Origin of the sequence: Mycobacterium sp. Marseille-P9652 (assembly GCF_902652685.1) — a bacterium.
Classification (GTDB): Bacteria; Actinomycetota; Actinomycetes; order Mycobacteriales; family Mycobacteriaceae; genus Mycobacterium.
Window position 1 is genome coordinate 1 of record NZ_CACRUY010000006.1, and the last position, 17247, is coordinate 17247.

General features: G+C 70.9%; 16 protein-coding genes and 1 pseudogene. 8 read left to right on the forward strand and 9 right to left on the reverse strand.

Annotation, left to right across the window (positions count from 1 at the left end):
* The 4 genes and pseudogenes from GPY60_RS05300 to GPY60_RS05315 form a co-directional block, all read right to left on the reverse strand.
* Positions 1–121: pseudogene (locus GPY60_RS05300) on the reverse strand (twin-arginine translocase subunit TatC); the annotation flags it as partial.
* A gap of 218 nt (positions 122–339) precedes the next feature.
* The gene (locus tag GPY60_RS27670; RefSeq protein ID WP_370462653.1) at positions 340–603 is read right to left on the reverse strand and encodes a hypothetical protein; all 264 of its coding nucleotides are present in this window, start codon (positions 601–603) and stop codon (positions 340–342) included.
* A gap of 252 nt (positions 604–855) precedes the next feature.
* On the reverse strand, positions 856–1950 hold the full coding sequence (locus tag GPY60_RS05310) for an SAM-dependent methyltransferase (protein ID WP_156686596.1): 1095 nt from the start codon (positions 1948–1950) through the stop codon (positions 856–858).
* A gap of 14 nt (positions 1951–1964) precedes the next feature.
* On the reverse strand, positions 1965–2921 hold the full coding sequence (locus GPY60_RS05315; RefSeq protein WP_156686597.1) for an SDR family oxidoreductase: 957 nt from the start codon (positions 2919–2921) through the stop codon (positions 1965–1967).
* Between the two features lie 95 nt (positions 2922–3016).
* Here GPY60_RS05315 and lnt point away from each other — a divergent pair, with 95 nt between their 5' ends.
* Positions 3017–4456, forward strand: a complete 1440-nt coding sequence (lnt, locus tag GPY60_RS05320) for an apolipoprotein N-acyltransferase (RefSeq protein ID WP_156686712.1) — start codon at positions 3017–3019, stop codon at positions 4454–4456.
* The gene (locus tag GPY60_RS05325) at positions 4457–5029 is read left to right on the forward strand and encodes an SHOCT domain-containing protein (RefSeq protein WP_156686598.1); all 573 of its coding nucleotides are present in this window, start codon (positions 4457–4459) and stop codon (positions 5027–5029) included.
* 1 nt (position 5030) lies between these two features.
* On the opposite strand, the gene GPY60_RS05330 is transcribed toward GPY60_RS05325, so the two are convergent.
* A complete protein-coding gene (locus tag GPY60_RS05330; RefSeq protein ID WP_156686599.1) occupies positions 5031–5648 on the reverse strand; it encodes an MBL fold metallo-hydrolase in 618 nt (205 codons plus the stop codon).
* Entirely contained in the window at positions 5645–6730 is a 1086-nt protein-coding gene (locus tag GPY60_RS05335; protein ID WP_156686600.1) for an S-(hydroxymethyl)mycothiol dehydrogenase, read from the reverse strand. Before GPY60_RS05335 ends, GPY60_RS05330 begins: the two co-directional genes overlap by 4 nt.
* A 135-nt stretch (positions 6731–6865) precedes the next feature.
* Here GPY60_RS05335 and GPY60_RS05340 point away from each other — a divergent pair, with 135 nt between their 5' ends.
* From GPY60_RS05340 to GPY60_RS05350, 3 genes are all read left to right on the forward strand, one after another.
* Positions 6866–7924, forward strand: coding sequence for a class I SAM-dependent methyltransferase (locus tag GPY60_RS05340; RefSeq protein WP_156686601.1), 1059 nt, complete (start codon positions 6866–6868; stop codon positions 7922–7924).
* Between the two features lie 8 nt (positions 7925–7932).
* On the forward strand, positions 7933–8745 hold the full coding sequence (locus tag GPY60_RS05345; protein WP_370462654.1) for a serine hydrolase domain-containing protein: 813 nt from the start codon (positions 7933–7935) through the stop codon (positions 8743–8745).
* A 140-nt stretch (positions 8746–8885) separates the two neighbouring features.
* Positions 8886–9398, forward strand: a complete 513-nt coding sequence (locus GPY60_RS05350; RefSeq protein ID WP_156686603.1) for a DUF3145 domain-containing protein — start codon at positions 8886–8888, stop codon at positions 9396–9398.
* Between the two features lie 77 nt (positions 9399–9475).
* On the opposite strand, the gene GPY60_RS05355 is transcribed toward GPY60_RS05350, so the two are convergent.
* On the reverse strand, positions 9476–10381 hold the full coding sequence (locus GPY60_RS05355; protein WP_156686604.1) for a diacylglycerol kinase: 906 nt from the start codon (positions 10379–10381) through the stop codon (positions 9476–9478).
* On the reverse strand, positions 10378–11958 hold the full coding sequence (locus GPY60_RS05360) for an FAD-binding oxidoreductase (protein WP_156686714.1): 1581 nt from the start codon (positions 11956–11958) through the stop codon (positions 10378–10380). The genes GPY60_RS05355 and GPY60_RS05360 overlap by 4 nt, the downstream gene beginning before the upstream one ends.
* Before the next feature lie 47 nt (positions 11959–12005).
* On the opposite strand from GPY60_RS05360, the gene GPY60_RS05365 reads away from it, so the two are divergent.
* The 3 genes from GPY60_RS05365 to GPY60_RS05375 are packed head-to-tail and all read left to right on the forward strand — an operon-like array spanning position 12006 to position 15708.
* Complete coding sequence (locus GPY60_RS05365; RefSeq protein WP_156686605.1) at positions 12006–12575, forward strand: TetR/AcrR family transcriptional regulator; 570 nt, start codon at positions 12006–12008, stop codon at positions 12573–12575.
* On the forward strand, positions 12563–14086 hold the full coding sequence (locus GPY60_RS05370) for a glycerol-3-phosphate dehydrogenase/oxidase (RefSeq protein ID WP_156686713.1): 1524 nt from the start codon (positions 12563–12565) through the stop codon (positions 14084–14086). The genes GPY60_RS05365 and GPY60_RS05370 overlap by 13 nt, the downstream gene beginning before the upstream one ends.
* 56 nt (positions 14087–14142) lie before the next feature.
* Positions 14143–15708 carry an FAD-dependent monooxygenase gene (locus tag GPY60_RS05375; protein WP_156686606.1) on the forward strand — a complete coding sequence of 522 codons (1566 nt, stop codon included), beginning with the start codon at positions 14143–14145 and terminating at the stop codon, positions 15706–15708.
* Between the two features lie 106 nt (positions 15709–15814).
* Here GPY60_RS05375 and GPY60_RS05380 read toward each other — a convergent pair whose 3' ends face one another.
* On the reverse strand, positions 15815–17236 hold the full coding sequence (locus GPY60_RS05380) for an acyl-CoA carboxylase subunit beta (protein ID WP_156686607.1): 1422 nt from the start codon (positions 17234–17236) through the stop codon (positions 15815–15817).
* Positions 17237–17247 lie beyond the last annotated feature (11 nt).

Below are 17247 nucleotides of genomic sequence, written 5' to 3' on the forward strand. Positions count from 1 at the left end.
GCTCGGTGAGGTGATCGACGAGCGACATCGTCGCATCGGGATTGGGTCGGCTGCGCCGCTGGCGGGGGTTGGGCCGGTTGGCCAAGCCCGCCAGGCGCGCGGAAAAGCGCGGGGTCCTCACGACCACGGGACTACGGGGCCCCGCCACCGCGACGAGGGGCGCGCCGCGACGACGGGCGGGCCGGCTTGGGGCGCCCCCCCTGCCGGCTTTACCGCGGATACCCGCGCTTCCTCAGCTGCCCCCGATCCCCGGGATCAACGAGCCGATCCCCGGGCTCGACCGCCTCAACCAGATCCTGCAGGAGTTCGGGCGGATCGCTCGCTGAACGCGGTTGCCGGTCAGTCGTTTTCGCCCTTGTTTTCCTGATCCGCGGCCTCGCGGAGCTTCTCGTTGAGCTCCTTGTCCTTCTCGACCTGATCTTTCTTCTCTTCGTCGTTGCGCGCTTCCTCGGCCTTGGATTTCTGATCGTCGGAGGCGTCGTCGGGGATCTCGTATTTGGGGTTGCCGTCGTCGTCCAGCCACTCGTTGACGGCCGTGCCGGAGACCATGCCGCCGGAGCCGGGCAACACGATGGTGGGCTTGTCCTTATAGGCCTCCATCATCTCGGCGGCGGCCTTCTTGTCGTCCTCGTCGGGCTCCGGCTTTTCGGTCGCCCGGTCCTCGCCGCCGGTCGACTGCTCCTGGTCCTCTGACTGCTCGGGGTCGTTCGACCGCTGTTCGTCCTGCTCGGTGGGCTGCCGGGTCTCGTCGCGGTCGGCGTCCTTGTCGTGCTGCACGGTCATGCTGCTATCCCCTCGTAGTCGCGAGTTTCGACCATTCCCCGACGGTTACCCGCTGCGCCGTTGTGTCGAAACTCACCGCTTGACAAGTTCGACGAGCGCCAGCGGGATCCGCATCCGCTCGGGGGAGCCGGCGAGCCGCTCGGCGATGGCCGTCTCCAACTGCTCGGCGAACTCCGGCGCGCGCGGGTCGCCGGCCCCGCCGTCGAGCCCGCAGACCAGCGCGGGGAACAACGCGGCACGCGAGAACGCCGCCCACTGCGCGCCGAAAGCGTTTGCGTCTTCGTCAATTTGAAACCGCGCCCAGAACCGGTCCTCGGCGTCGAACGTCTCGAGGTGGTCGATCGTCACCCCTTCGAACCGACCCTTCGGGGCGAATGGCGCGCGCAAGTCCTTTTCGTTGCGTGGTTGCGTCGGAATGGCCATGCGCCGCAATTCATCCCGGCCGAAGAGGCCGTCGCGGGCCAGCTCGCGCAGGGCGGCGAACATGGCCTCGAGCAGGGGCGCGAAGCCGGCGCCGCCCTCGTCGTCGGCCGCCAGCGTCACCACGACCAGCCTGCCGCCAGGCGCCAGCTCGCGGCCCCGGAACGCGACGAAGTTGTGCCAATCGATGGCCGCCTGGTCGGCGTGGGCCGTCCGCGCCGCCTCGTCGTGGCAGCGCGACACGTGCACGTGGCCGTCGAATTCGCAGGGGACGCGGCTCAGCCACTGCGTCGCCCAGGATGACCAGCCGAGGTTGACGGTCTTGGACGGCACGATCTGCCCGTAGAAGGACCGGCCGATGGCCGAGGCGAAGCTCGCCGTGTCCTTCTGCAGGTAGCTGTCGGGGTCCTCGTTCAGGGTCCGGAACAACGCCGTGAAGTCGTTGTGCTGGGCGTCGGTGTGCGCCACCAGGATTGCGTGATCGTGGCGGGTCCGCCGGCGCAGCACCGCGATCGCCTCCGCCATCGGTCGCAGCGAGTTGTGGCCGTTGGCGGCGCCGTAGTCGGCGATGACGATCGGCTGCGGCGGGGCCGGCAGCGGCACGCTCTCCGCGGCGCGTTCCAGCAGCGCGATGGCCTGTGACAGGCCGGCGGCCTGCAGGCGCGACGACGGCGTGAACGTCGCGCTGTCCGTCGGCTCCGGCCGGACGACGATGCTCGACTCAGGCATTCGTGGCTCCGGCCGCATGGAGGAAACGATAGTCAGGCTGGCTTGGGGTAGCTGACCTTGGTGAGCTGCTCGGACAGTTCCCACAACCGGCGGCGGTCGTCCTCGTTGCGGGCGGGGGCCGGCACATGGGCCTCCTTCACCCCGCCGCCGGCGGCCTCGTAGAAGCCGCGCGGCCCGTAGAACACGCCGCCCTCGGCCTGCGGCGTGGCCGCGGCGTACAGCGCCGGCAGGATTCCGTCGTCGATCTCCTGCCAGAAGAACGGCGCCCAGCGCCAGGACGTCGTATACAGGCGCTGCATCACCGAAGGCTTGTCGCGGCCGTGCGAGGGGCCGCTGATCTGCAGGTTGGTCTTGGTCAGTCCCGGGTGCGCGGCGTTGGACACGATGCCCCAGCCGGCGGCGCGGCTGCGCCGGTCCAGCTCCAGGGCGAACATCAGCGTGGCCAGCTTCGACTGGCCGTAGGCCGCCATCGCCTTGTAGGACTTCTCGAACTGGGGGTCGTCGAAGTGGATCCTGGCGTTCATCCGGGCGGCCAGGCTGCTCAATGAGACCACCCGCGCGCGGTTGGCGGCGCGCAGCAGCGGAAGCAGGTGGGCGGTGAGCGCGAAGTGCCCGAGATGGTTGCTGCCGAACTGCAATTCGAAGCCGTCGGAGGTGGTGTCGCGCTCGGGCGGCGTCATCACCCCGGCGTTGTTGATCAGGACGTCGACGGGGCGGCCCTCGGCGTTGAGCTGTTCGCGCAGCGCGGCGACCGAGGCCAGCGACGACAGGTCGAGGGACTTGATGGTGAGCTTCGCATCGGGAACGGTGGCGCGGATGTCGGCGATCGCCGCCTCGCCCTTGGCGCGGTTGCGGATCGCCATGACGACGTCGGCCCCGGCGGCCGAGAGGCGCCGGGCGAGGCCGAAGCCCAGGCCGCTGTTGGCGCCGGTGATGACGACCAGCTTCCCCGACATGTCGGGCACGGTCGCGACGAGATCCTGGGCCATGCGCATCACTCCTCAATCGGTATAAGCCACGTCCTAGTGTGCTCTCTGTGTCGCCGTCCGCGAAGCCCGAGCGCATCCGCGGCGCGGCGGCGGGGTTGGTCGCCGGCGCGCTGCCCGCTCTCGCGTTCCCCGCGCCGGCATGGTGGTGGCTCGCGTGGTTCGCCCTGATGCCGCTGCTGATGCTGGTGCGGGCGGCGCCCCGGCCGTGGCACGCGTGCGAGCGCGGCTGGTGCGGGGTGACCGGGTTCGTGCTGGCCACCCAGTATTGGCTGGCGGGCAGCGTCGGCCCGGTGTTGGTGCCCCTGGCGGCAGGAGTCGCCGCGCTGTGGCTGCCGTGGGCGTTCCTGACACATCGGCTCCTGGCCGCACCGCCGAGCGCCGGGCGCGCCTTCGCCGCGGTCGTCACGCTCCCCTGCGCGTGGGTGGCGGCCGAGGCCGCGCGGTCCTGGCCGCCGCTGGGCGGGGCGTGGGCGCCGCTGGGGGCCTCGCAGTGGGCCCGGAGGGTGACGCTGGCGTCGGCGTCGTTGGGTGGGGTGTGGTTGACGAGTTGGCTTGTGGCCGCGGCGAACACGGCCGTCGTTGTCCTGCTGGTGTGCCGGGTCCTGCGGGTCCGGTTCGGCGCGTTGGCGTGCATCGTGGCGGCGGTGGCGGTCGGCCCGGTCTGGTACCTGCTTTCGGCGCCGGAGGGCGGACGGACGGTGCGCGTCGCGCTGGTGCAGCCCGGCGACATCGTGGACTCCGGTGAGCGCGAGGCGGCGGGCGAGGCACTGACCGCGTCACTCGCGGGACGACCGGTGGACCTGGTGGTCTGGGGCGAAAGCAGCGTCGGCGCGGACCTCGACAGCCACCCCGAGGCGCTGGCCCGCCTCTCGGAGCTGTCGCGCCGGGTGGGCGCCGACATCCTGGTCAACGTCGACGCCCGCGCGCCCGACGGGCGGATCCGCAAGTCGGCGGTGTTGGTCGGCCCGACCGGATCGCTGGGCAGCTACCGGAAGACCCGGCTGGTGCCCTTCGGTGAATACGTGCCGCTGCGACCGCTTTTCGGGTGGATCACCCGGTTCAGCGGCGCCGCGGCCGAGGACCGCGAGCGGGGCGGCGGGCCCGTCGTGCTGCGCGCGGACGCGCTCGCGATCGGGCCCCTGGTGAGCTACGAAACGCTCTTTCCCGACCTGGCGCGCCGCGAGGCGCTCCTCGGTGCCGGGCTCCTGGCGTACCAGAGTTCGACGTCGTCGTTCCAGGGCAGCTGGGCGCAGCCGCAGCTGGGCGCCCAACCCGCGGTGCGCGCCGTCGAGGCGGGACTCCCCGCGGTGCATGCCGGATCGTCCGGTGACAGTTCGGCTTTCGACGCGCGCGGCCGCCGGCTGGCGTGGTGCGGGTCCGGCTTTCGCGGCGTGGTGCTGGTCGACGTGCCGCTCGCGTCGACGGTGACGCCGTACCGGCGGTTGGGTGACTGGGTGCCCGCGGTCTCTCTCGTCCTCTCGGCCGGCGCCCTGGTCCGCTGGCGCCGCCCGACGGGCTTTGAGACACTGCCTTGAATGAGGAGCCGACGGCTCGCGAAGTTCTCCCTCGCCGGCGCCATCGTCGTGATGGTCGTGGCAGTCGCCGGCTTCGTCACCGTGCTGGTGCTCAACGCGTTTGTCCTCGACAAGTACAACGTCTACGGGGAGGTGCCGGTCCCGGGCTCGGGCAGCGTGAGCCTGCCCGCCGGCGACGTCACGATCAGCTTTCACACCGTCGTCATCGGCAGCCCGAACGGCGGGCTGCCCGTGCCGCCGCTCGGCCTGACGATCACCCCGCCCGACGGCGTGGCGCAGCCGGCGATCACCGAAAGCATGGGCAGCACAACGACGGTCAACAACGACGCGCACGTGCGGGTGTGGGTGGCGCACGTCCCCGCCGCGGCCACCTACAACGTCACGACCGACGGCCAGGTCAACGGATACATCGAGCCGCGACTTGCCTTCGGGCACAAGGGTTCCACCGGACCACTGCTGTGGGTGTTCGTCGGGCTGTTCGTGGCGGGGCTGGGCGCCACGGTGCTGTCGGGGCTGTGGCTGGGGCGCACCCGGCGCACGGCGGTGTTGGCGGCCGGGCCTTACCAGCTCTGAGCTAGTGGCCGCGGGTCACCCACTCCTCGTAGTGGACGATCTCGTCGCCGATTGTGGTGCTGTCGCCGTGACCGGTGTGCACGACGGTGTCGCCCGGCAGCGTGCCCAGGCGTCCGGAGATCGACCGCAGGATGGTCGGGAAGTCGGAGTACGACCGGCCCGTCGCGCCCGGGCCGCCGGAGAACAGGGTGTCGCCGCTGAACACCGTTGCCAGCTCGGGGGCGTACCAGCACACCGAGCCCGGCGAGTGCCCGGGCGTGTGTAATGCGCGCAGCCGGGTGCCCGCGACGGTCAGTGTGTCGTCGTCGTTGACGGCTCGGAAGTCCTTGTCCGGATGGGTCATTCGCCACAGCACCTCGTCGGCGGGGTGCAGCAGCACCGGCGCGTCGAGCGCCCGGCCGAGCTCGGGGGCGACGGTGACGTGGTCGTTGTGGCCGTGCGTGCAGACCACGGCGACCACCTTGCGGCCCTTGACGGCGTCGATGATCGGTTCGGCGGTGTGGGCGGCGTCGAACACCACCACCTCGGAATCGTCGCCGACGAGCCAGATGTTGTTGTCGACTTCCCAACTGCCGCCGTCGAGTTCGAACGTTCCATGGGTCACCACGCGGTCGATCACAGCATCACCACCGAGCGCAGCACCTTGCCGTCGTGCATCTTGTGGAAGGCCTCCTCGACGTCGCCGAGCCCGATCCGTTCGGAGACGAACTGCTCGAGCGGGAGCCGTCCCTGCAGGTAGAGGTCGATCAGGGTGGGGAAGTCGCGCTCCGGCAGGCAGTCGCCGTACCACGACGACTTGAGGGAACCGCCGTGGCTGAAGAAGTCCACCAGCGGCATCTCGAGGCGCATGTCGGGCGTCGGAACCCCCACCAGCACAACGGTTCCCGCCAGGTCGCGGGCGTAGAAGGCCTGCTTCCACGTCTCGGGCCGGCCCACCGCGTCGATCACCACGTTGGCGCCGAACCCGTCGGTGAGGCCCTGGATGGCCTCGACGACGTCACCCTCCCGGGCGTTGACGGTGTGGGTCGCCCCGAACTTGCGGGCCCACTCGAGCTTCGTGTCGTCCATGTCGACCGCGATGATCCGCCGCGCCCCGACCAGTGCGGCCCCGGCGATCGCGGCGTCGCCCACGCCGCCGCAGCCGATCACCGCGACGGTGTCGTCGCGGGTCACCGCCCCGGTGTTGATCGCCGCCCCGATGCCGGCCATGACGCCGCAGCCCAGCAGGCCCGCGACGGCGGGATCGGCGGCGGGATCGACCTTGGTGCACTGGCCGGAGTGCACGAGCGTCTTGTCGGCGAACGCCCCGATGCCCAGCGCCGGGGTCAGCTCGGTGCCGTCGGTCAGCGTCATCTTCTGTGCGGCGTTGAAGGTGTCGAAGCACAGGTGCGGCCGACCCCGCTTGCACGCCCGACACTGGCCGCACACGGCGCGCCAGTTGAGGATCACGAAGTCGCCCGGCTCGACCGCGGTCACGCCCGGCCCGACGGCCTCGACCGTGCCGGCGGCCTCGTGGCCGAGCAGGAACGGGTAGTCGTCATTGATGCCGCCCTCGCGGTAGGTCAGGTCGGTGTGGCACACCCCGCAGGCGATGACGTCGACGAGGGCCTCGCCGGGGCCGGGGTCCGGGACGACGATGTCGACCAACTCGACGGGCTCGCCCTTTTTCCGCGAAATCACGCCGCGCACTGTCTGACTCATGGCCTACAACCTATCGTCGGGGGCTCGAGCCTGCGGTGGCGGCGTCCAGTCTGCGCTGAGTGCGTGGATCGGGGCGAATCGGGGGCAGTGGACGCAGGCTCGGCGCCACGCGATTCCGGTGTAGCGTCGCTGACCATGACGCCACCCGAGACGGTCGAAGAGTTCGCCGGGCGCATGGTTTCGACCATCGACGGCGCGAGCCTGGCGCTGCTGTTGAGCATCGGGCATCAGACCGGCCTGCTGGACACCTTGGCCGGGCTGCCGCCCGCCAGCAGCGCGCGCATCGCCGAGGCCGCCGGCCTCGAGGAGCGCTACGTCCGGGAATGGCTGGGCGGCATGACAACCGCGCACGTCGTCGAGTACGACGCCGATGCGGCCACCTACTCGTTGCCCGGGCATCGCGCCGCCGTGCTGACCCGCGCGGCCGGTCCGCACAACCTGGCGTTGGCGTCGATGTTCATCCCGCTCCTCGGCGAGGTCGAACAGAAGATCATCGAGTGCTTCCGCCGGGGCGGCGGTTTGCCGTACAGCGAATACCCCCGCTTCCACATGCTGATGGCCGAGCAGAGCGCCGCCGTCTTCGACAACGCGCTCGTCGACGTGGTGCTGCCGCTGGCCGACGGCCTCGTGGAACGCCTGCGTGATGGGGCCGACGTGGCCGACTTCGGCTGCGGCAGCGGCCACGCGATCAACGTCATGGCGCAGGCGTTTCCGGCCAGCCGGTTCACCGGCATCGACTTCTCCGACGAGGCGGTCGCGGCCGGAGTCGAGGAGGCCCGGCGCCTGGGCCTGGCCAACGTCGGCTTCGAGAGCCAGAACCTCGCGCGGCTGGACCGCGCCGAGGCGTACGACGTCATCACCGTGTTCGACGCCATCCACGACCAAGCGGAGCCGGCGCGGGTGCTGGCGAACATCCACCGGGCGCTGCGCCCGGGGGGCGTGTTGTTGATGGCCGACATCAAGGCGTCGAGCCGGCTGGAGGAGAACGTCGGCGTTCCGATGAGCACCTATCTGTATACGACCTCGCTGATGCACTGCATGACGGTGTCGCTGGCGCTCGGCGGCGCGGGGCTGGGCACCGCCTGGGGCACGCAGCTGGCCACCTCGATGCTGGGCGACGCCGGGTTCGCCGACGTGCGGGTCGCCGAGATCGAGTCGGATCCGATCAACGCCTACTACATCGCCCGGAAGTGACGGCCGCTATCGACCTGGTGACCGGCTGGCCGGTTTCGGCCGTCGCCGCCGCGGTCATCGGGCCGGGCGGGGTGCTGGCCACCCACGGCGACGCCGGGCGGGTGTTCGACCTGGCGTCCGTCACCAAGCCGCTGGTGGCCCGGGCCGTGCAGGTGGCCGTCGAGGAGGGCGTCGTCGAGCTGGATACCCCGGCGGGACCGCCGGGCTCGACGGTCCGCCACCTGCTGGCGCACGCGTCGGGGTTGTCGATGCACTCCGACCGCGTGCTGGCCCAGCCCGGTGCGCGGCGGATCTACTCCAACTATGGCTTCACGGTCCTGGCCGAGACCGTCGAGCGCGAATCCGGGATCGAGTTCGGCCGCTACCTGGCCGAGGCGGTGTGCGAACCGCTCGGCATGGCCGCGACCCGGCTCGAGGGCGGCGCACCGGCCGCGGGATTCGGCGCGACGTCGACGGTCGCGGACCTGGCGGCGTTCGCGGGGGACTTGCTGCGCCCGTCGACGGTGTCGGCGCCCCTGCATGCGGAGGCGACGTCCGTGCAGTTCCCGGGCCTGGACGGCGTGCTGCCCGGCTACGGCGTGCAGCGTCCCAACGACTGGGGCATGGGGTTCGAGATCAGGGACGCCAAGTCGCCGCACTGGACGGGTGGGCGCAACTCGGGCCGGACGTTCGGCCATTTCGGCCAGGCGGGCGGTTTCATCTGGACTGATCCCGAGGCGGAACTGGCGCTGGTGGCCCTCACCGACCGGGCCTTCGGGGAGTGGGCGCACGAGCCGTGGCCGGCCCTTTCGGACGCCGTCCTGGCCGAATTCGGACAGTGAGAAAAATGCACACTAGCGCAACATGGGCATCACAGGGCACAATAGACACGCACGACACATAAAAATGCACGAATCGCCCGCTCGCCGGGTCCACCAGGTCGTTGGGGAAGACGTCCCTCGTGGAACCAAAGGAGCAGGAGATGCGTGCGTCGAATCAGTTCGCCGACGTGACGAGCGGCGTGGTCTACATCCACGCCTCGCCCGCGGCGGTGTGCCCGCATGTCGAGTGGGCGTTGTCGTCGACCCTGCAGTCCAAGGCCAACCTGGTGTGGACGCCGCAGCCGGCGATGCCGGGGCAGCTGCGCGCTGTCACCAACTGGGTCGGGCCGGTGGGCACCGGTTCGCGGTTGGCCAACGCGCTGCGCTCCTGGTCAGTGCTGCGGTTCGAGGTCACCGAGGACCCGAGCCCGGGCGTCGACGGCCAGCGGTTCAGCCACACCCCGCAGCTGGGGCTGTGGAGCGGGGCGATGAGCGCCAACGGCGACGTCATGGTCGGCGAGATGCGGCTGCGGGCGATGATGGCCCAGGGCGCCGACACGCTGGCCGCCGAGCTGGACTCGGTGCTAGGCACCGCGTGGGACGAGGCGCTCGAGGTGTACCGCGAGGGCGGCGACGCCGGCGAGGTGGCGTGGCTCAGCAGGGGCGTCGGGTAGGGCTCTCCGGGACCAAGCCTCTCCGGGGGATAGGTAACTCCCGGATCCGATAGCGGATGCGATATCGAATCCGCGCTTCACCCCTGCGGGCGTAGCACCGTCAGCGCTCCCGGCACCGCGCTGATCTCCGCGGGCAGCGCGCAGGCGAAGTCGCCGTCGGCGTAGACGTTGATGCCCGGGCACTCGACGTGGATCGACGCGGCGCGCGCCGTGCTCACCTCGTCGAGGTTGACGTGCGTGCCCTTCATGACGGTCGGGAAGAGGCGGACGAGCTTGGTGCGCGACGCCTCGTGCACCATCGTGATGTCCAGCAGGCCGTCGGCGTGGTCGGCGGCCGGGCAGACCAGCAGCCCGCCGCCGTAGCTCCGGGTGTTGCCGAACGCCACGAGCGTCAGGTCGTCGTCGATCTCGCGAGTCCCGTCGAGCACCATCCGGAACGGCAGCAGCCGCAGCTGCGACAGCTCGGCCAGCATCGCCAGGTAGTAGCGCAGCCGCCCATGCGGCCAACTCATCCGGTTGGCGCGGTCGGTCACCAGCGAATCGAACCCCGTGGCGGCCACCGTGCCGAACCACTTCTCGCCCCCTGACCACCGGATTCGCCCCAGGTCCATCGTCTCCGTCCACCCCGCGACGACGACGTCGGCGGCGGCCTCAGGGTCCTTGGTGGGGACCCCGAACTCGCGGGCGTGGTCGTTGCCGGTGCCCGCCGGGATGATGCCGAGCGGGACGTCGGTTCCGGCGAGCACCTGCATCACGTTGGAGATGACGCCGTCACCACCGGTCGCCATCACCGCGTCGGCCCCCTTGTCGAGGGCGGCGGCGACAAGGTCGCGCGCGTCTTGTGCGTCGTCGCCGATGATCTCGATGACCTCGACGCCGGCGTGGTGCAGCCGGGCGATCGCCCGTTCGGCCGCGTGGATCGCGGCGCCGTGCCCCGAGGCAGGATTGGTCAGCGCGATGACCTTCCCTATCTCGCGCCTCACGGAATCAGCTTGCCCGGGTTGAGGATTCCGGCCGGGTCGAGTGTCGCCTTGACCGCGCGCAGCACCTGCACGCCGAGGTCGCCGACCTCCTCGCGCATCCAGGGCCGGTGGTCTGCCCCGACCGCGTGGTGGTGGGTGATCGTCCCGCCGTTGGCCATGATGGCGTCCGACGCCGCCTTTTTGGCGGCCCGCCACTGCTCGACGGGATTGCCGCGCTGCCCGGCGACCACGGTGAAGTACAGCGACGCGCCGGTGGGGTAGACGTGCGAGATGTGGCACATCACCAGCGCCGGTGTGCCGGTCTCGGCAAGTGCGTTGGTAAGTGCTTGGGTGACAGCGGCTTTCAGCGTGGGAACGTTCGACCAGTCGGTCGCGGTCTCGAGCGTCTCGCAGAGCGCGCCCGTGGCGAGCAGTGAGTCGCGCAGGTAGGGCGCGCCGAAGCGGCCGTGCTCCCAGGCTTGCGCCGGGCCCTCGCCCAGCGAGGTGCCGCCCCGTGCGGCGAGCAGCGCGCTGGTTTCGGCGTGCCGGCTCTCGACGTGTTCCTTGGTGCCCTCGAAGACGGTGATCGCCAGGCAGCCGCCCGTGATCGTGTTCTCGCCGATCGACTCGGTGGTGGCCAGGTTGACGCCCGTCTCCGCCTCGTCGGAGAGCCGGATGACGGTCGGGCCGGTGGCGGTCTGGGTGACGGCGCGCAGTGCGGCTGCCCCGGTCTCGAAGTCCGGGAACGACCACGCCTCGTGGCGGACTGCTTCCGGGATGCGGTGCACCCGCACCCGCACCTCGGTGATGACGCCGAGGGCGCCCTCGGAGCCGATCAGCAGCTGGCGCAGGTCGGGGCCGGCGGCCGATTCGGGTGCGCGCCCCAAATCGAGCACGCCGACCGGGGTGACCACACGCAGCCCGCGGACCATGTCGTTGAACCGGCCGTAGCCCGCCGAGTCCTGCCCCGAGGACCGGGTCGCCGCGAAGCCACCGATGGTCGCGTACTCGAAGCTCTGCGGGAAGTGTCCGAGCGAAAAGCCGTGCGCGCCAAGCAACCGCTCCGCGTCCGGCCCGGTCACGCCCGCGCCGAGGACCGCCTGGCCGGACACCTCGTCGAGCTCGATCAGCCGGTCGAGGCGGCGCAGGTCGAGTGACACGACGGCCCGCAAGCCGTCGCGGACGGGATCCAGCCCGCCGACCACGCTGGTGCCGCCGCCGAACGGGACCACGGCGATGCGGCGCTCGGAGCAGTGGCGCAGGATCTTGGAGACGGCGTCGTCGTCGCCGGGAAGGAGGATGGCGTCGGGCGCGTCCTGGATGCCGGTGTCCTTGCGCCGCAGCAGGTCGAGCGTGGACTTGCCGCCCGCGTGCAGCAGGCGGTCGAGGTCGCCGGTGCGGCAGTAGTCGGCGCCGACGATGGCCTCCAGCGCGCTCCGGTCTTCCTCGGACAGTGCCGACGGGCGGAGCCGCACCTCCTCGGGCCGCAGTTCGCGCTCCTGCGAATCCTCGACCCCCACAGCCTGTTTCAGCAAAGATCGGATGCCCTCGGACAGCGGCTTGGCCGCGCCGGGGTCGCCCCAGGCGTTCCACTTCATCGGCGGGAGGAGTGCCTCGCGGTTCGTCATGCGTTACAGTATTACACATGCTGTCAATCAGTAACGCACAATCCGGCACCGCGGACCGGATCCTCGCGGCGGCGGCCAGCTGCGTGGTGGACTTCGGCGTCGACCGGGTGACCCTCGCGGAGATCGCGCGGCGCGCCGGGGTGAGCCGCCCGACCGTCTACCGCCGTTGGCCGGACACGCCGTCGATCGTGGCGGCGCTCCTCACCCGCCACATCACCGACGTGATGCGCGACGCGCCGCTGCTGGGCGAAGACCGCGAATCGCTTGTGCGCCAGATCATCACCGTCGCGGATCTATTGCGGCAGGACGCGCTGGTGATGTCGGTGCTGCACTCGGAACTCGCGCCGATCTACATCACCGAGCGCCTCGGCACCAGCCAGCACATGCTGATCGAAGCCCTGGCCGAGCGCCTGCGGGTGGCCCAGCGCCACGGCAGCGTCCGCGCCGGCGACCCCCTGCAGATGGCGACCATGGTCCTGCTCATCACCCAGTCGACCATTCAGTCGGAGCGGATCGTGCGGCCGATCCTGGACGCCGACACGCTGGACGGCGAGCTCGCCCGCGCGCTGAACGGATACCTGTCGTGAGCGGGGCGCTCAACGCCGCCCGCCGCTCGGCCGAGCTCGGCGCGCTCGCCGACGGTGAACCGGTGGACGTCGTCGTGATCGGCGGCGGCATCACCGGCGCCGGCATCGCCCTGGACGCGGCCTCGCGCGGCCTGCGGGTGGCGCTCGTGGAGAAGCACGACCTGGCGTTCGGCACCAGTCGCTGGAGCTCGAAGCTGGTCCACGGTGGCCTGCGGTACCTGGCGACCGGCAACGTGGGCATCGCCCGGCGCAGCGCCGTCGAACGGGGAATCCTGATGCGCCGCAACGCCCCTCACCTCGCACGCGCGATGCCCCAGTTGGTGCCGCTGCTGCCGTCGATGGGGCGCGCCCAGCGCGCCCTGATCCGCACCGGGTTCCTCGCCGGCGACGCGCTGCGGGCGCTGGCCGGGACGCCGTCGTCGACGCTGCCCCGATCGCGGCGCGTGTCAGCGGGGCGCGTCGTGGAGATGGCGCCGACCGTGCGCCGCGACGGCCTCGACGGGGGCTTCCTCGCCTACGACGGGCAGTTGATCGACGACGCCCGGTTGGTCGCCGCGGTCGCGCGCACCGCGGCGGGGCACGGCGCCCGCATCCTCACCTATGTCGAGGCGTCAAGGGCCACCGGGACGTCGGTGCGGTTGACCGACCGGCGCACGGGCGAGTCGTTCGACGTGGCGGCGGGCGCAGTTATCAACGCGGCCGGGGTGTGGGCGGGCGAGATCGACGGGGCGCTGCGGTTGCGGCCCAGCCGCGGCACGCACCTCGTGTTCGACGCCGCCTCCTTCGGGAATCCGACTGCGGCGCTGACCATTCCGATCCCCGGCGAGACCAACCGCTTCGTATTCGCCATGCCCGAGCAACTCGGGCGCGTCTACCTGGGGCTGACCGACGAGGACGCTCCCGGCCCGGTCCCCGACGTGCCGGAGCCGTCGGACGACGAGATCGCGTTTCTGCTCGACACGGTGAACACCGCGCTGGGGACCGCGCTGGGCGCGGGCGACGTCGTCGGCGCCTACGCGGGGCTGCGGCCCCTGATCGACACCGGCGAGGGCCGCACCGCCGACGTGTCGCGCGACCATGCCGTCGTGGAGTCGGACTCCGGGGTGATCAGCGTGATCGGCGGCAAGCTGACGGAGTACCGCTACATGGCCGAGGACGTCCTGGACCGCGCCGTCAGCCTGCGGCATCTGCCGGCCGGGCGGTGCCGAACGCGCAATCTTCCCCTCATCGGGGCGGGTCCCCTTGCCCGCGGCGGACTGCCCGCGTCCCTGGTGGCCAGGTACGGGGCCGAGGCGGCCGAGGTCGTGGGCTGCGCCACGTGTGAGCGCCCGGCCGACCCGGTCGCCGAGGGCATCGACGTCACGCGTGCGGAGTTCGAGTACGCCGTGACGCACGAATGCGCGCTGGAGGTCGGAGACCTTGTGGACCGGCGGACGCGGATCGGGCTGGTGCCGCGTGACCGCGAGCGGGTGGTGGCGGTGGCCGAGGAGTTCCTGGCGCGATTTGGATAGGCCATCCCGATGCTGGATTTCTGGCAGAGACTGTAAGACGATAGTCACTGTCAGAAATGCGGAGAGGGGTTGTCATGAAGACGCGCATTCCCGTGCTCATCGTCGGTGCCGGTGTCGGCGGGCTCGCCACCTCGGCCCTGCTCGCGCAACAGGGAGTGCGCTCCCTGCTGGTCGAGAAGCGGCGCGAGGTGTTCATCTACCCGAAGGCCCGCAACCTGAGCTTCCGCAGCCTGGAGATCCTGCGGGGCCTCGGGCTGAGCGACCAGGTGCACGCCGTCGGAGACCACGTCTCCACGATGATGGTCCGGCCGGCGCTCAACAGCACCGAGGAACGGGTGGCCCTCGACGTCAACGCCATCTTCGCCAACCTGGACGGCCTCAGCCCGGAACCGGCCGCCCAGTACTGCCCGCAGAGCAGGCTCGAGCCGATCCTGCTCGCCGACACGCGCGGGCGGGGCGGGGAAGTGCGCTACGCGACGGAACTGTCCTCGTTCGATCTGGATGACGAGGGCGTCACCGCGGTGGTGCGCGATCGCGACTCCGGCGACGTCGAGACCGTGCGCGCCGAATACCTCGTCGCCGCCGACGGCGTGCACAGCCCGGTACGGAACCGCCTCGGGATCGGCACCTCCGGCTACGGCGCCATCCCCATGTACTTCGTCTTCATCTACTTCCGGGCGCCGTGGCACAGGTTCGTGGCGAACCTGGCCGACGGCGACGGCGTGCAGGTCAAGAACGACGACGTCGACGGCATCTTCCTGGTGGTCGACGACGATCTCGGGATGTTCATCACCGCGTACTTCCCGTCCGCGGGGGAGACGGCGGACCAGTTCACGGCCGACCGATGCCGCGACCTGCTCACCAAAGCCTTCGGTGAGCCGATCGACATCGACGTCATCGAGGTCGCTGCCTGGCAGCCGTACGAACAGGTCGCCGAGGAATTCCGTTGCGGTCGAGCGTTTCTCGTCGGCGACTCGGCGCACACCATGCCGCCGTTCAAGGCGGGCGGCGCCAACACGGCCCTGCAGAGCGCGCACAACCTCGCCTGGAAAATCGCCGCCGTCCTCCACGGCACCGCCGGCCCCGCGCTGCTCGACACCTATCACGTCGAACGCCACGCGGTGGGCCGATTCGCGGCCCACCAATCCCTGACCGGCCCCTCGCTGGCCCTGCTTGCTCCGAGTGGTGACGGGCCACGGCTGCCCGCTGAGGAAGAGTGCTCGATGTTCGAGTTGCTGATCGGATACCGCTATCGCTCAACGGCAGTCGTGTCCGCGGACGCCGACGATTCGCTGCTCGTGCCGGAGCTAAACGCCCAGCCCGGCACCCGGCTCCCGCACGCATGGGTGCGCCCGGGCGTGTCGACGCTGGACATCCTGGGTCGTCCAGGCTTCACCCTGGTCACCGGCAACGAGCGTTGGCGCGCGGCGGCGGCGAAAGTTGCCGCGGGGCTTGGTGTTCCGCTCGCCACGGCGTGCGCCGCCGACGCGATCCCCGGCCTGGCGGCGGATGCCGCGTTGCTGGTGCGCCCCGACGACTTCGTCGGCTGGCGCTCGGACGCCATGCCCGCGGAGCCCGAAAAGGAACTGCAAGAGGCGCTCTCGGCGATCCTGGGCCGCTGATCCATCCCGCGAGAAGACGCAAAAGCACTCGAAACACGGCGTGTCGAGCGGCTTTTGCGTTCCCCCGCAAGCGGGTGGTGCCCCCAGCTCGCGGGCAGACGGAACCCTACAGCGGGATGTTCTTGTGCCGGCCGCGGCGGGCGGGCGCTTGGGCCAGCGCCTCGGTCAGCTTGCTGCGGGTGTGCGACGGGTCGATCTTCTCGTCGACGACGCCGATCTCGATCGCGCTGTCGACACCGCCGGCGATCCGCTCGTGCTCGGCGGCCAACTCGTCGTGCAGTGCCTCGCGCTCGTGCTCCGGCGCGGCCGCCAGCTTGCGCTTGTGCAGGATGCCGACGGCCGCCTTCGCGCCCATCACGGCGACCTCCGCGTCCGGCCAGGCGAACACCTTCGTCGCGTTCAGCGAGCGGGAGTTCATCGCAATGTAGGCCCCGCCGTAGATCTTCCGGGTGACCAATGTGACCCGTGGAACCGTGCACTCGCCGAACGCGTGCAGCAGCTTGGCGCCGCGGCGCACCACGCCGCCCCACTCCTGGTCGACGCCGGGCAGGTAGCCGGGCACGTCGACGATGACCACCAGCGGAATCCCGAACGCGTCGCACAGGCGCACGAAACGCGCTGCCTTCTCGGCGCTTTCGGAGTTCAGGCAGCCGCCCAGGCGCAGCGGGTTGTTGGCCAGCACGCCCACCGTCCGGCCGGACAGCCGGCCCAGGCCGACCACCATCGACGGCGCCCACTTGGCCTGGAACTCCTCGAAGGGCGCGTCCGAGTCGAGGACGGCCTCCACGATCGGGTGCACGTCGTAGGCGCGGCGGGCGGACTCGGGTAGGAGCGCCCTGATGTCGGTGTCACCGGCCTCGGCCCTGTTGCGGTCGAAATGCCCCTGCTGGCAGAACAATCCGACGAGCCGGCGGCCGCGTTCGTAGGCGTCGGGCTCGTCGTCGGCGACGATGTGGCACACACCCGACTTCTTGTGGTGGGTCTCCGGTCCGCCCAGCGACGCCATGTCGACGTCCTCGCCCGTGACGCTGCGCACCACGTCGGGTCCGGTGACGAACACGCGGCTGTCCGGCGCCATGACGATCACGTCGGTCAGGGCCGGGCCGTAAGCGGCGCCGCCGGCGGCGAAGCCGACCACCACCGAGATCTGCGGGATGTAGCCCGACGCGCGGATCATCGCCTCGAAAACCGTTCCGACAGCGTGCAATGCGCGCACACCCTCGGCCAGCCGCGCCCCACCGGAATGCCAGATCCCGACGATCGGGCTCTGCTCCTCGATGGCGGTGTCGTAGGCGTTGACGATGTGCGCACACCCCTCGACGCCCATGGCGCCGCCCATCACGGTGCCGTCCGTGCAAAAGGCGATCGTGCGCACACCGTTCACCGTCCCCGCGGCCGACAGCACTCCCGAGCGGTCCCGCTCGTGCAGCAGCTCGACGCTGCCGTCGTCGAAGAAGTTGCTCAGACGCAACATCGGGTCACGCGGGTCCAGCGACTCGCCGACCGACTCGGGGGCCGTGATTGTCACCGCAGGTCTCC